The sequence below is a fragment of the Citrobacter sp. Cpo089 genome (assembly GCF_030332695.1).
Classification (GTDB): domain Bacteria; phylum Pseudomonadota; class Gammaproteobacteria; order Enterobacterales; family Enterobacteriaceae; genus Citrobacter; species Citrobacter portucalensis.
Genome location: NZ_JAOWHJ010000076.1, coordinates 140462 through 153620, shown reverse-complemented (window position 1 = coordinate 153620; position 13159 = coordinate 140462). Strand labels below are relative to the sequence as shown.

Sequence of the window (13159 nt, the reverse complement as noted above, 5' to 3'; positions counted from 1 at the left end):
GAAATAATCCTGTAATGAAACGGAGATAACCAATATGATTGATGAATTCCATGTTATGTATATGTATAAAAAAATCCAAGCTGAAGCTGCAACGACAGATATGAAAACACTGGAGCAGCTTTTGAAGAAGTTCCGCCAAGTCGTTGCGGAGCGCCGGGAAAAATACTATCTGGAGATTGGTGAGAAAAAGGCACAAAATTTGAGGGCCAAGAGATTACAACAGTTGCTTGAGAAAATGGTGCGTGACCGTGTATCGCCGGAAAGTTTATTCAAATAATGATAGCCCGGACACGAAATGTGGACGAACATACCGGGTAAACTGATAACAGCAATTGTAATAACTCGACTGGTGAAGGTATTGTTAGTTTGTCTAAAGCATACAGGGGTGTTGAACTGATGTGATAGTTGCCATCTGACAAAGTAGTGCCTGAAAGCCTTTCTACTTCCTCAGTGGAGAGAACTGAGTGAGGTTTTGGGCAGACCATTCCATTGCTAAGCTGGCTTTTCATGCTGAGATGGGTTCTGATGAAATTAGAGAGGACTTGCATGGATTTTGAAGAGAAAAAAGAACGAGCCATTTCCATTATGAAAAGCAAGAAAATGTGGAGCAGTAACTATGCCCCCCCTCTGCTACGCCTTGCATGGAAAATGGGTATCAGGATACCTCCGTTGCCTTTCGCTCGATTCTGGCAAGTTGCTTTGTTAATGGGAATACCGATTGGCTCTGTCTGGGGTATACTGATGTGGTTTTTTACATGGAAGGAATCGGGGATGGATCCAACTGATGCTATTGCTAGAAGTTTGTTATTTGACGTTTGGATGGGGATTTCTATGGCGTTGTACCATTGGTGGAGAAGAGTAGCCAATAATCTTCCCGACTGGGATAGTCTTAGATGAATATTCGAATAATTTCCGGGCCAGCTATATTGAGAACAGTGAAGCCCGGATGCGCCGTATCAGTTAGATCGCGAAGTCTTCCAGTGTTTTACCGGCTTCAATAGCAGCAGTGATTGCTTTCGGAGTGCGGCCCTGACCCGTCCAAGTCTGCTCATTACCGTTTTCATCTGTATATTTGTATTTGGCAGGGCGAGGAGTACGAGTCGATTTGGCTTTAGGCTGAGATGAACCAACCGCTGCAAGAAGTTCTGCTGGATCAATACCATCGTCTAACAGTTTTTGACGGAAGGCTTCCAGCTTAGCCTGACGTTCTTCTTGTTCTTTACGGATGGCACTTTCTTCCTCACGACGATCTTCAACGATTGCTGTTAACTTTTCCAGCATCTCTTCCAGAGTTGCCAGATCTGTTTCACGAGCATGTGCGCGAAGTGTACGAATATTGTTCAGTGCCTTGAGAGCTTCACTCATAGTACGTTATCCCGTATTTTAAAATAGATGATTAGTAAAAAAATGTATCCGGTGCTGTTGAAAAATCAAAAACATACAGTTAGTAGATAATATAGTAAAAATTACCGCTTGAGCAATCTAATACATCCCATTTTACACGAAATAACATAGTGTCATTTTTAAAGAGACATTTTTCTACGTTTTTGGCTTGATGAATCGAACTCTGACGAGATTTGAGAGAGTTGCTGAAGACTTTGTTCAACGGAGCGTTGGAATTCCATAGCGGCTTCTGTACGCTGCTTTATGACTAAGGCAATTATTTCTTCATCGCTTTTCTCAAGGAGATTTCTCCTGTAGAGACTATACGTTTCGAGCTTATCAATGTTTTTAGAAGCAAAAGCGGAGGCTTGGTTAACAGGGTTAAGCTCATCAAGAAATTTATCAAGAAGAGATTCCTTTTTTCTGTTCAAACGACGTAGTTCGGTATGTGCTGATTTGAATTTTTGCGCTTTAATGAAAGGAATACTATCAGCACGAAGTTTGCGATATTCTTTTTTGTATTCTTCAATAGAAATGTGATTTTTTAGTTCTTCGACTGTCTTTAAATATTGTATTAAATCATTGTTATCTGTTTTTACGTTTCTCATGAGAATACCTCGTTAATAAATAGTGGATATATTTATATGTTAAGGTATATAGAGAAAGTGTCAAATTAATGAGGGGTTAAATATTTTATTCCTGCCTTCGTTGCATAAAAGTATTAAGGATGTTTTTTCCTTATTGTCCTGTTTTAGGATGCAACTTTTAAATAGGTGTCGATATCAGCCACGTCTTTTCTTGCCGCTTCATTTTCTTTTGTTCTTTTATATACCTTTCGCGGCTTATCGATCTGGACACTGTTTTTAGCATTAGGAACAGCATTATTTTTCTTCTTCTTGCTAAAAACAAAGGCATCTGTGTAGATCTCTTTATTTTCAGTTTCCAAAGATAAGTTTCGTCTTTCTTTCTGTGAAAGATCTGCATAATGCTCTGGATATTGTTCAATATCAGCATTGAGGCTTTTTGCATTACTCAAATGCTCTTTACGTTTTTCATCAAGTTGATGACTCATACCCTTGGCAAAAATATTAGAGTTGATATACAGGTGTCCATGATGTTCAACGAGAATACATTTTTGTTTTAGCTTTTTGAATATGTTTGACATATTACCGGATGCGATATTCAACGCTTTACAGAGTGATGACTGTGAGAGGTTGATTAGGTTTCCAAACTCCATATATTCTAAGATATAAGTCAACACGCGGAATTCATTCTTAGATATATCCAGATCAGAAAAAACACGAAAGTTTGAAGTAAAAGTAAAAACATAAGGCTGTGCAAATGAGATCGCTTTATCTTCTTCTGTTGCAATAACGGTGGTTGATTTTATATCTTTGTTTTGTAGCAAGTGTCTTGCGATATCAATCTTTTGCTCTGTGGTTAATGTTTCAAATAAGCGAAGTAGTTCAGTGTCATTAGTATTCATATTATTCTCTCTTATAGTTTTTATTATTCTTATTTTAATACTATGCAGAAAAATGAAAGTCAATAGTAAAACTATAAATAAAATAGAACTTTTATTATTATGACATTGCTATATGTTAAAAAAACTATGTTTAAACATAGATTCCGCTATGTTTAAACATAGGACGGTTCTATGTTTAAACATAGGTATCTGCTATGTTTAAACATAGGAAAAAAAGGTGTGAAGCCTTGATTTTATTGGGCTGGGACAGTGCTTATAATTAAATAATTAGTAAGAAGTTAAGAGAGTCTAGCTTTCCTTTTACCGTATGTGCAGAGAGTTTTACGTAAAAATATGTGGTTTCTGGAGAGTTATTTGCAGCGAAGTGATTGTTTCATACAATCACGCAGCGCTGCTGGTGTTTCAGGAATACTGCAATTGTTTTACCTTTATTTTATTGGCGGCTGTCGCCGCTATTCTCTATGGATAAATCCATCATTAACAGGGGTGAACCCTGTTTCAGCAATGTGATTGTCTTGAGCAATCACTAAGTGCTGCTTCTATGAATATAGTTTTCCTATGCGTTTAAGAGCAAATGCTATATGTTTTAGTGCTAACATTATTTTGATATATAGGATCATATATATCTTATTATAATTAAAAGAACAGAGATTGATCCTTTTGGCTTTTCCCTCAAACATAGCAAATACCATTGTTAAAACGGTAAATATATTTTACAGCGTTAGGGCGTAGCCGTGCGTCAGCACATGAGCTTTAGCTCATAAGATAAATATCTCTTCAAAAGAATAAGATAAAACAGGTAACGCGTTAATTAACAGAAGTTAAATTTGATTTTCACTAATTTTATATGGTATTAAATAACAAAAAAGAAGGAAAATAAAGGATGAACAACATTAAGATTATTACGCTCTATCATACAAATGAAAAAATACCATTTATAACTTGTATAGTTAAAAATGTTGAAGAGAATGAACAAGGAATAAAACTCACTTTGGAAAGTGGTGATAATATCCATGTCAAAGATTATGACTATTTCTTCTTATCAGAATCAGCAAATGAGTTTGATCAGGAACGAATGATTAATACATACAGAAGATTGATTTCTGAACTGAGCCAAGTTAGCGAAGAAACAATAGAGTCATTGCTACCGAAGACGCTAAGTTATATAACAACTCAACTCACCACATAACACAGGTAATTGATCTGAATGATTATGATTATTGCAGGGGATAATAATCAATACATCTTATTGGCTCAAGCTGATAAACGTGTGGGATCTAAATAATATACATAAAACTCTTTAATGTTGCATCGATACACAAACTCTACCGATAAATGTTTTATAAAGAGTTTTAGCGTGGAATGAAATGGATAAAAGGTCATTTTTAAAAAGCCTTAACCTTGTCGTAAAGTTAAGGCTGTCAGATATAGTTATTTAGTCAATATAGATAACGTTTTTAGCATCCAACTTACTTGTTCACTAAAAGGGTATTTCCCAAAAAGTAGATCATCATGCGTTATCCATATTGGGTTAAAAATTAATAATGCAGATGTGAATACACTAATTAGTATCAAGCTAATGAACCATCTACTGCGTAGAATACCTTTATCAATACTCCAACTGGCTAAATGTTTATCTAATCTAACTTTAATCCAATTTCGTCGCCAAATATAACCAGTTGTAGAAATAATCAAAGACATAATTATGATGAATAATCCACAATAATGTGCTACCGATTGAAGGGAATCCCAAAGCTCTTGCTGAGTTCCCCATCGACTGAACGGAGTCATATATATTTTTTTTGTATCTTGCTGCCAGTGATGGTTAAAAGCTGTATAGATTGGCATAAGCAGGTAGATTATAAGAGAACTCATAATGGCCCACTTAATGACGGACCAGCGCTGGATTGCTGTTACGACTCGCTTGAGGCTGGTTAATGCTTCATCAAGATATGTTGTAGTGAACCCTCTGTTGAGTGCCTCGCGCAGCATATCACCGGATTTTCCTCGCCTGTTAGCTTCAAGCATATCCTGATGTGCTTCTGATTCCATAAAGGTATGGATCGTTTTTCGACTGATTGACGCAATAAGAGGATTGAGTAATTTGTTTTTTGTTGTACTGTAGACAAGATTATCCAAATCACTTTTAAGCATTAGCTCGATCACATGACCCGCATCAAGTATATGAGGGTTAATTCCGTAAACAATCCAGTGAATTTGATGATTATTTGCCTGTGGTAGTGGGCTGTTAAAACGAGCAAATGGAACTGAAGCGTCATAGCGGAAATTTACCTGACGTGCTTCATCATCAATCCCATCTGACTGCAACTCGACTTCACCGTATTGAGCAAGATTGGGTATTCCCGCTTTATAGAGGCCATCTTTGATAAAGGTTTGTACGTCATGGCTGAAATACACTAACTGGTATGTTGGCACTGCCACACTGTGCAACTGAGTGATCTGTGTTATTTCTCCTGTACCTTTACAGGGAGAGCATTGTTGGCGACCTGAACCATGACAATAACTACATTTAACTCTACCGCCAGAGCAAGAAGTACAGTGCTGATAGTAACTTTCACTACGCATTTGCTTTGTGTAATGATCATAATGACTACGGTGTGCCAGTATTTGACCATTACCGCCACAGCTCGAACAAGTCGTTTTACCAGAACCATGACAATGTGAACAGTTTATCTGTCCTCGTCCATTACAGTTAGAGCAGTCCTCTGTCAGGCAAACGTGGCGAGGGTGGGAATAGATCTTGGTATCCTGACGGACCTGCCCGTATGGTCGAGAAAGTATCAATGCACGAGCCTCTCGCAACGTCTCTTGACGTGATAGTACCGCGCTGGTTTCTGCTTTGAGTGCATCTGTATATCTGAGTGCATTGTAAAAAACCAATGTGCTATCTGTCGCTGCTACTCGTCCTGCTTGGCTATGTTTCTCGGCCTCAGTACGGAAATCAAGTCGTAAGCTAATCTGGTAGCTGAAATCAATCTGTTCCTGAAGTGTTAGTATGAGTTTATCTGATTGTAATCTTGTAGAGCGTTCAACAAAGTCTTGTATGTTTTTCGTGCAGGACGATAACCAAGCTTCTTTCATATTTAATCCTTTATGAAGCATGTATCAATTCGAAAAAGATTAAATGAACGGCATTCAATGATCAACAGAAAAACGAATAAGAAGTATTTTCTCATTATTTTTAATAGTCTCTGTGTTTTTGAGTGTAATTTAACTTAAGGGCGATGAAAAATCGTCAGGTAGGTTAAATAAAAAATAATATTGCAATGGAGATATTAATAGTGGTGTTTTATGAACAGCAAAAAATAAAAATCATACTGACGTAAGTCCCTTTTTGTATTGAGTGAGATTCCAGCAAAGTGGTATTTGAAATATAAATTACTCTGCTTCCCCAACAGAACCAATAGAGAACACTATCTAATCATGGGAAGGGCGTATTAGCTTTGTCCAAGAATGAAACTATCCTCTTCACCCTGCCTGCATCAACATTCGAATGAGCGACGTGTTACGCCGCCTCTCCTGATTCATATCTTACGATATGCACCCTCAATTGATCGCTATTAAAGATCGATAATTTATATTTGATAGTCCTTAGCTATCAAAATGAGGTGGATTGATCGGTGTTTTAATTGTTTATATCGATCGATTATAAGCATATGATAGCTTTATCCTATCAAATGATTTGAATTCGATCGATACAAACGATATGACGAACAGGAAAATAAATTGAATCCTATCAATTGATTAACGCTTTTTTACAGCCCAGAGAGACCAACCTATGGGTAGGGCTGTCTTTGACATAAAGTTTCCACACATTGGGGATAGATATGAAATTACGGATAGTGATGCCACTGGTGCTGTCTGCTGCCGCACTGACAGGATGCCAGCAACTCAACGATGGCGTGAATACAGTTAATGGAGCAATCAATTCTTCGTTGTCATCAGTAAACAAAGCACTGGGGGGAACTGCCACACCTCAAAGCATTGGCCCGGTATCATCTGTTTCTGGTCTTGGTGCTGTTTGCAAAGACTATGAAGAAAATGCAATGGCAGCAGAAAAGAAATGGACTGGCAAAAGGATCTCTATCACCAATGCCACTGTTCTCGAGGTTACGAAGGGCAGAAGTGCCAGCGATATGATGACGGGAATGCCTAAGTCAGCCCCTAACTATTACCTTTTATTTAAAACCTCTGATACCAGCTACTGCGGCGGGATGGTCTGGCTGGATTACTACTCTGGTATTGATGATGCCGTTCTTACTTACAAGAAAGGCCAGAAAGTCAGCGTTACCGGAACGATAAACAATTTCGAAGTCCGTGGGTTCGCTACCGTCAACAACGCCGATATGCCAGTTCGCCTTGTTGTTCTGAGAAACGGCACAATCAATCATTAATTCTGGGATAACACTATGCGTAAATTTTTACTCGTGGCGGGTCTTGCTGCTCTTGTATCGGGATGCGGTGAAAAAGGCGACTTTGAGAAAGCGATCAACGGGAAAATATCACAGTCAAAGCTGTGCTACTCCCTGCAGGACAACGACATTGTATTCAACAAAGGTTTTCCGATTAAGGTTAACCGTGGCTACCGTTCTGCCGGATACAGTGCCAGTGATGAAATCCTGAAAGGACTTGCTGAACAAGGGCTGCTCACTGTTTCGCAACAGGCAAATGGCTTTAGCAGTGTTGATGTTCTGGAAGTAACTGACAAGGGCCAAGAGGTTGAGTTTTGGAACCGTGAGAATGGTGCCTGCGTCGGTCATCGGGAAGTTACTGAGATAAAGGAATGGACCGAACCGGGAAACGGTAATCAGAAAGTTGTACGCGTGTCATATACATGGAAGTTGGCGGATGTTCCTTCATGGGTGGACAAAAAAGCGTTCTCCAGCGTCAAGGGTATGAATGAACCGGAAGATGGCATGATTAATCTTGTTAAAACCAGCAATGGCTGGAAAGCGATTTAAGGGGCTATCATGGAAAACAATACAATCCAGTGTCCGTTTTGCCTGAAAGAGAGCCAGCGCGGTGTGCATGTGTGTACTGGCTGCATGGCGACTGTCTTATATGGTGCTTATCCACAATGGTATGCTGCCGTAGCTATCTTCCTGACATTTGGACTGTCTATTCTTATCGGTATGTCTGCGGGGATTGCTGGAGCTACTATCAGCCTACCAATAATTGCTATTGTGGCCTTTATAGCTGGCAAGGCTATCTTCTCTGACAATGTTGTGTTCAGGAGGAGGATGTAAAACTCCCTTACTGTAAGTGCAAAAAAACCATGTCTGTGGATCTAGATGTGGTTTTTTTGCATAATAAATGATTTTATATTCCAAAATGACATATTTAATAAGTTGCCTGTCAGGCAACACTAGGTTATTATCAAATCATGGACGAACGAACTCGTTTGTCTTTGCTCTTTAAAAACCTCTAGGATCGGTAAAGGACTGAGTGAAATTTTCAGTCAACCATTTCTCCAATACGAGACGTGGCCCATGTCCCTCTTCATTGTTATCGTAACTTTATGCGAAATGCATGTTGCAATCGTATATCTACGATACGGCATTGTTTAATGCTGAAATGGCGGGGTATCCAATCAATTGTGTTGGATGGGTGTTGGCTGGCTTTGTCTACGGTGTGCAACACGATCCACAGGACATTTTGGCGGGGATGCAAGTTGCATCGTGTTGTTAAAATGAGAGGTTTTTATGAAAGATGTTTTAGACACTTTGCGCCGAGTGCGTGAGAAGAGCAAACACACTGTAGACAATAGCTCTTTGAAAGAACTGGATGATGCGATACAAGCCCTTGAAGAGAGAATCAAGGAAAATTCAAAAGGCTGGTCTGCCTTAGATTATCTTCCCTATGTTGCTAGGATCTTGGCTGTAGTTAAGTTTCTACACGGTGATTCTGATATTCATTGATATCTACCTACTAAGGAGATTTATTATGTATCCATCTTCATTTTTTGAACGAGCAGCCAGCCATGTCAATCCCATTATCTGAGGTGCATTATGTTAGATATTGGTTCAACCATTAAACTATGCCGTGAGGCACGTAAGCTCACACTACAAGAACTATCAGATAGTACGGATTTAACTAAATCTTATTTATCTCGTATAGAAAATAATCAAAGAGACCCTACTATTACAGCGTTAGAAAAAATATCATCAGCGCTTCATATTCCACTAAATATCATTATCCTTCTTTCTGAAAGTGAAGAGGCAAATGATGAATTTTCTGATATCAATAATATGCTCAAAAAAACTATAATGGATACATTAGTTAATGCATAAAAATTGGAGTTATTCAAACAGGCCACTTGCTAAATTAGAGTCTCTATTCAAAATGCTAGAAACAAACGAAGAGAGGCTCGCTTATGTTTTAAAAAACAAAAAGAATTATTTTAAAACGGTACCAGTAATAAGAAAAGGAAAAAAAAGAACAACGTATAAAGTAGTTGGTGAGTTATTAAAAATACATGAGCTTATTAAACAGCGTATTTTTTCGAAGATATCACTACCGGAGTATATTACTGGCGGTAGGAAAGGAATCAGCTATATAGATGATTGTATATTCCATCGTGATAAGTCAATTATCATTCAAGAAGATATGAAGGATTTTTTTCCTTCTATAAAAGAAGAACTGATAGCTAAAGCATTTCAATATTACATGAACTTCTCTCCTGAAGTTTCATCATTAATAGCCAAGCTATCAACACTTGAAGGTTCACTTGTTCAAGGGACTAAGTTAAGTACTGACATTGCCAACTTGATATTTTTAGAAGAAGAGGCTCTTATCAGTGCGGAAGTCGGAAAATTAGGTGGAAACTACACGAGATATGTCGATGATATAACTATTAGCTTCGAGTCAGAAGTTAATAATGAAGATATTTCGAAAATAAAAACAATGATTTTATCAATGGCGCTCAAAAGTGGGGTTAGATTAAATAGACAGAAATCAAAAGTTTTAAGGAATGGTCATTCCAAAATCGTACATGGTGTAAAAGTAATCAAAGAGCTTAGGCCAACACAAAAAAGAAAAGATAACATAAGGATGTGTCTTTTCAATTTGAAGAAAAAAGTAATTGAAAAAGAAAGAATTATGGATATTCTTGCATTGTATTTTAAAATTAGAGGATTAATAAATACATTAAAACAGCAAGGCGATAAAAATTATGCAGAGTATATAAAACAAGTTAATCTGCTAGTTGCTGCTGTTGATAAAAAGGATGCAATAAAATCAATCAGGGAGATGAGAAAAGTTAAGGATATCAGGAAATTAAGAAAAATATATTCAAAGTTAAAACCATTAGGTAATTCATCTAAAAGTATATCTACCATTTTGGATGTTGAATATAAAACCTGCAAATGTAAGCTAAATAGCTAACTGATCGATAAATTATGGGTGAATTAGCTTATTTATTGACACAATAATTGTATGGTCTCAATCGTGGTGAATTACAAAATTTGCTCATTTTAAATAATTTATGGGCGAAGTATAGAACCAGTCCACTTAATAAAAGATGTGGTTTTTATCTACAAGTTTATCATGTTCAATGCTAGTGGTGTCGTGTTTCATTAACTGGAGTTTTTATAGTGAATAAAATGAATGATAGACTTAATCAGCTATACATCAAAAACATTAATATTCTTAATGAGTACAGTAAAAAGCATTCAGATAAAAATCTACATGGACCACTTCTTTTAAATATCAGTAATTATTCATCTCAGAAATTAAAGCTAATGGTTGTGGGGCAGGAGACGTTTGGCTGGAATAAATCTCCCTCTATAGCAGCTCAAAGAGCTACGTATCAAGAATTTAATTTTGGATCATCATATTATAGTAGTGCTTTTTGGAATGTAATTAGGAAAGTGGAAAGATCACTAAGTATTGAGCCATATGCTATTGCGTGGTCAAATCTTAATAGATTTGATGTTGATTGCGGCTCACCAGATCGGACGGAACTTGCACAGGATATTGCTTCGCTAGACTATCTAGTTAAAGAAGAAATTAGTATTCTTAAGCCCGATGTATGTATATTTTTTACAAATCACAAGTATGATAAAAGACTGAAAGGTTTATACCAAGATCTGGTTTTCAATAATATTGATGGATTGCCAAAGAAACATTTTTCAAAATTACATCATCCAGATCTTCCGAAGTATACGCTTAGAGCGCCGCACCCTAGAACAATCAGAACGCAGCGATGGGAAGATGATTTTATTATGGCTGTTTCACAATTTAAAAATGGTTGAGTAGCAATTTATTATTTTAATAACACATGCCATGAAAAAAGGAGATATTGGATGTAATTATTATCTCTTTTTTCTTGTTATCTATGATTTGGCGGTTTTAAACGCGGTATATATTTTCTTTTGCTTTCAGACTGTATGGGAGTAATTAGATCTAGACTAATATTATGTTCTGTCTGATCGAGTTTAGGACGACTTGGAAAACGCCTGACCTCATCAGGTGTTGGTTTATAGTCATCCTTGTTAAATCTGGCACGTCTTTCATACTCAGCGCGTGGCACATAGATGCCCTGAACCTCATCAAAGACATAGTTTTCAGCGATACGTTTATCATGTTCAGCATCCACTGAAACAGGGGACGGTTTCTTTCTGGCCCAGACGAATTTATCTTTTATATATCCGACTACCAACAGTGTGAAACGTTTGAAAATCCCATCCTGACGTGGTTCAACATTCTTCCTCTTAGCTTTAACAGGAGCGCGTTTAAGTGCTCTGGCTGCTGAAGAGGATGTGGTTTTCAGCGTAGTGCGTGTATGAGGTGCAGGAGCCACCAGCATAGGTTTCTGCGAGCCTGTAGATGAAGCTCTACCTGTGTTATCAGGGATAACAATTTCTTCCGGTTCAGCCAGTGCATGAACCCTAAAGCTGGCAACATCAACCACGATGTCTAATGGTAGATCTTTAAAGGTAAAGTAGGCTTCGTCAGCTTCTTTTTTCAGCTCATCACGTATCGCTTGCTCTGCAGCACGTTGTTCCTGAGCGGCAACAGTGCCCCAGCGGTCACGAGGAATATGAAGTATTGGATCGCGGTTTGTTTCAATAGCTTTAGCCAGCCAGATTGCTTTCTCTTCGTTTGTAGCAGCAGCCGTAGCCTGTTCAAGGGCTTCCTCATACTGAACCCTGATAGAACGGTGATCGATGTGTTCATCATGACCATACAGGTCAAGGAACCCATTACAGATGTCCTGCCAGCCTTTACGCCAGCTATCAAGGGTTTCAGGCTTGTCCCACTCACGGACCTTTTTACCAAAGCCGGTAGAAAGAACCTCACGGGTGGTTCCCATTATATGGATATGCGGGTTATGACCATTAATATCGTGAATAACAACATCGGCAATGATGCCTTGCTTGGTAAAGTGCTCAAGAACAAAAGCTGCAGTGAGTTCAATGTTCTGCTCTGGTGTTAGCTCAGCGGGGAGGGCAATCTTAAACTCTTTGGCAAGGCGGGCATCTTTTCTCTTCTCTGAGGCTTCGACAGCATTCCAGAGTGTTTCACTGTCAACAATCAGGGCAGGAGGGGTATGTTCAGGTGCAAAAATCTGCGCAAAGGCAAGGTCCTTTTTATGTGCTGTTTTGCGACCACAAACTTCACCCGTTCTGTTATCGAAGAAAACTTTACGGTGACGATATGCAGCAGAGTTAACCGAAGACTGACCTTCGCCTCTGCTGATGTTCTCCATTTTAAAACTGTATATCGCCATCCAAGTATTCCTCAATGCCAAATGCTGCTTTTCGTTTTACGTAAGGAAAACGCCGGGGTTGACGTTGACCTTGATTTTGTTTCCGAAGGAAACGGTTTTAGCCTGCGGCAGGCAACCGTCGGTAGACCCCACGGCATTAGAGCGAAGCGATAATGCGTAAGTGGGCATTGCTTTATTTTTTATCGCCATAAATGGCTCAAAAATAACGGCAATGTATAAGGCTTTCCTTTATTAATTAATACTAAATATATGAATGGCTGTAAAACAAACCGCCGAATTAAGCGGCGCAATATGGATGGGCGGGCGAAGTATACCTCGATATTACACGGATTGGCCTTTGATAGCGTCCGAAGGACAAAAAGAGTGTTAATTTATCCCGCCGTAAGGCGGGAAAAACTAAAACATAAATAAAATAATTAAATTTAGAGATGACTTCTCCGTTATATAATTAACAGGTGAGGTTTAAAAACTAGGGTGAAAAACCGAAAGGTGAAATGAATATCATATATAAACAAAAATAAGTAACGCGGAGAGTATCA

General features: G+C 38.3%; 15 protein-coding genes. 10 read left to right on the top strand and 5 right to left on the bottom strand.

The window, feature by feature from the left end:
• Positions 1-34: 34 nt before the first annotated feature.
• Positions 35-277, top strand: coding sequence for an H-NS family histone-like protein (locus tag OGX92_RS22800; protein WP_047414173.1), 243 nt, complete (start codon positions 35-37; stop codon positions 275-277).
• Between the two features lie 269 nt (positions 278-546).
• Entirely contained in the window at positions 547-897 is a 351-nt protein-coding gene (locus tag OGX92_RS22795) for a DUF6404 family protein (RefSeq protein WP_032667203.1), read from the top strand.
• A 63-nt stretch (positions 898-960) separates the two neighbouring features.
• Here OGX92_RS22795 and OGX92_RS22790 read toward each other — a convergent pair whose 3' ends face one another.
• From OGX92_RS22790 to OGX92_RS22780, 3 genes are all read right to left on the bottom strand, one after another.
• The gene (locus OGX92_RS22790) at positions 961-1365 is read right to left on the bottom strand and encodes an H-NS family histone-like protein (RefSeq protein WP_032667110.1); all 405 of its coding nucleotides are present in this window, start codon (positions 1363-1365) and stop codon (positions 961-963) included.
• 158 nt (positions 1366-1523) lie between these two features.
• Positions 1524-1991, bottom strand: a complete 468-nt coding sequence (locus OGX92_RS22785) for a DUF4756 family protein (protein WP_032667109.1) — start codon at positions 1989-1991, stop codon at positions 1524-1526.
• Positions 1992-2134: 143 nt separating this feature from the next.
• On the bottom strand, positions 2135-2869 hold the full coding sequence (locus OGX92_RS22780) for an SEN1990 family winged helix-turn-helix DNA-binding protein (protein WP_286587120.1): 735 nt from the start codon (positions 2867-2869) through the stop codon (positions 2135-2137).
• Positions 2870-3752: 883 nt separating this feature from the next.
• On the opposite strand from OGX92_RS22780, the gene OGX92_RS22775 reads away from it, so the two are divergent.
• On the top strand, positions 3753-4058 hold the full coding sequence (locus OGX92_RS22775; protein ID WP_071444971.1) for a hypothetical protein: 306 nt from the start codon (positions 3753-3755) through the stop codon (positions 4056-4058).
• A 242-nt stretch (positions 4059-4300) separates the two neighbouring features.
• Here the strand turns inward: OGX92_RS22775 and OGX92_RS22770 are convergent, their stop codons facing one another.
• Positions 4301-5971, bottom strand: coding sequence for a DnaJ-like cysteine-rich domain-containing protein (locus OGX92_RS22770; protein ID WP_071444970.1), 1671 nt, complete (start codon positions 5969-5971; stop codon positions 4301-4303).
• A 746-nt stretch (positions 5972-6717) separates the two neighbouring features.
• On the opposite strand from OGX92_RS22770, the gene OGX92_RS22765 reads away from it, so the two are divergent.
• From OGX92_RS22765 to OGX92_RS22735, 7 genes are all read left to right on the top strand, one after another.
• The gene (locus tag OGX92_RS22765) at positions 6718-7284 is read left to right on the top strand and encodes a hypothetical protein (protein WP_032667107.1); all 567 of its coding nucleotides are present in this window, start codon (positions 6718-6720) and stop codon (positions 7282-7284) included.
• 15 nt (positions 7285-7299) lie between these two features.
• Positions 7300-7851 (top strand): SEN1982 family lipoprotein, encoded by a 552-nt coding sequence (locus OGX92_RS22760; RefSeq protein ID WP_121927100.1) that lies wholly within the window; start codon positions 7300-7302, stop codon positions 7849-7851.
• A 9-nt stretch (positions 7852-7860) separates the two neighbouring features.
• On the top strand, positions 7861-8136 hold the full coding sequence (locus OGX92_RS22755) for a hypothetical protein (RefSeq protein ID WP_087857524.1): 276 nt from the start codon (positions 7861-7863) through the stop codon (positions 8134-8136).
• 456 nt (positions 8137-8592) lie between these two features.
• Complete coding sequence (locus OGX92_RS22750) at positions 8593-8808, top strand: hypothetical protein (protein ID WP_032667106.1); 216 nt, start codon at positions 8593-8595, stop codon at positions 8806-8808.
• Between the two features lie 90 nt (positions 8809-8898).
• A complete protein-coding gene (locus OGX92_RS22745; RefSeq protein ID WP_047414193.1) occupies positions 8899-9180 on the top strand; it encodes a helix-turn-helix domain-containing protein in 282 nt (93 codons plus the stop codon).
• Positions 9173-10273, top strand: a complete 1101-nt coding sequence (locus OGX92_RS22740; protein WP_134213262.1) for a reverse transcriptase family protein — start codon at positions 9173-9175, stop codon at positions 10271-10273. Before OGX92_RS22745 ends, OGX92_RS22740 begins: the two co-directional genes overlap by 8 nt.
• Positions 10274-10491: 218 nt before the next feature.
• Positions 10492-11142 carry a hypothetical protein gene (locus tag OGX92_RS22735; RefSeq protein WP_134213274.1) on the top strand — a complete coding sequence of 217 codons (651 nt, stop codon included), beginning with the start codon at positions 10492-10494 and terminating at the stop codon, positions 11140-11142.
• Between the two features lie 77 nt (positions 11143-11219).
• Here the strand turns inward: OGX92_RS22735 and mobQ are convergent, their stop codons facing one another.
• On the bottom strand, positions 11220-12620 hold the full coding sequence (gene mobQ / locus OGX92_RS22730; RefSeq protein ID WP_121927111.1) for a MobQ family relaxase: 1401 nt from the start codon (positions 12618-12620) through the stop codon (positions 11220-11222).
• Positions 12621-13159 lie beyond the last annotated feature (539 nt).

What these genes read in the sequence shown, in the direction of transcription:
- OGX92_RS22800 (WP_047414173.1), top strand. Translation starts at nt 35, where the DNA reads ATGATTGATGAATTCCATGTTATGTATATGTATAAAAAAATCCAAGCT.
- OGX92_RS22795 (WP_032667203.1), top strand. Translation starts at nt 547, where the DNA reads ATGGATTTTGAAGAGAAAAAAGAACGAGCCATTTCCATTATGAAAAGC.
- OGX92_RS22790 (WP_032667110.1), bottom strand. Translation starts at nt 1,365, where the DNA reads ATGAGTGAAGCTCTCAAGGCACTGAACAATATTCGTACACTTCGCGCA.
- OGX92_RS22785 (WP_032667109.1), bottom strand. Translation starts at nt 1,991, where the DNA reads ATGAGAAACGTAAAAACAGATAACAATGATTTAATACAATATTTAAAG.
- OGX92_RS22780 (WP_286587120.1), bottom strand. Translation starts at nt 2,869, where the DNA reads ATGAATACTAATGACACTGAACTACTTCGCTTATTTGAAACATTAACC.
- OGX92_RS22775 (WP_071444971.1), top strand. Translation starts at nt 3,753, where the DNA reads ATGAACAACATTAAGATTATTACGCTCTATCATACAAATGAAAAAATA.
- OGX92_RS22770 (WP_071444970.1), bottom strand. Translation starts at nt 5,971, where the DNA reads ATGAAAGAAGCTTGGTTATCGTCCTGCACGAAAAACATACAAGACTTT.
- OGX92_RS22765 (WP_032667107.1), top strand. Translation starts at nt 6,718, where the DNA reads ATGAAATTACGGATAGTGATGCCACTGGTGCTGTCTGCTGCCGCACTG.
- OGX92_RS22760 (WP_121927100.1), top strand. Translation starts at nt 7,300, where the DNA reads ATGCGTAAATTTTTACTCGTGGCGGGTCTTGCTGCTCTTGTATCGGGA.
- OGX92_RS22755 (WP_087857524.1), top strand. Translation starts at nt 7,861, where the DNA reads ATGGAAAACAATACAATCCAGTGTCCGTTTTGCCTGAAAGAGAGCCAG.
- OGX92_RS22750 (WP_032667106.1), top strand. Translation starts at nt 8,593, where the DNA reads ATGAAAGATGTTTTAGACACTTTGCGCCGAGTGCGTGAGAAGAGCAAA.
- OGX92_RS22745 (WP_047414193.1), top strand. Translation starts at nt 8,899, where the DNA reads ATGTTAGATATTGGTTCAACCATTAAACTATGCCGTGAGGCACGTAAG.
- OGX92_RS22740 (WP_134213262.1), top strand. Translation starts at nt 9,173, where the DNA reads ATGCATAAAAATTGGAGTTATTCAAACAGGCCACTTGCTAAATTAGAG.
- OGX92_RS22735 (WP_134213274.1), top strand. Translation starts at nt 10,492, where the DNA reads ATGAATGATAGACTTAATCAGCTATACATCAAAAACATTAATATTCTT.
- mobQ (WP_121927111.1), bottom strand. Translation starts at nt 12,620, where the DNA reads ATGGCGATATACAGTTTTAAAATGGAGAACATCAGCAGAGGCGAAGGT.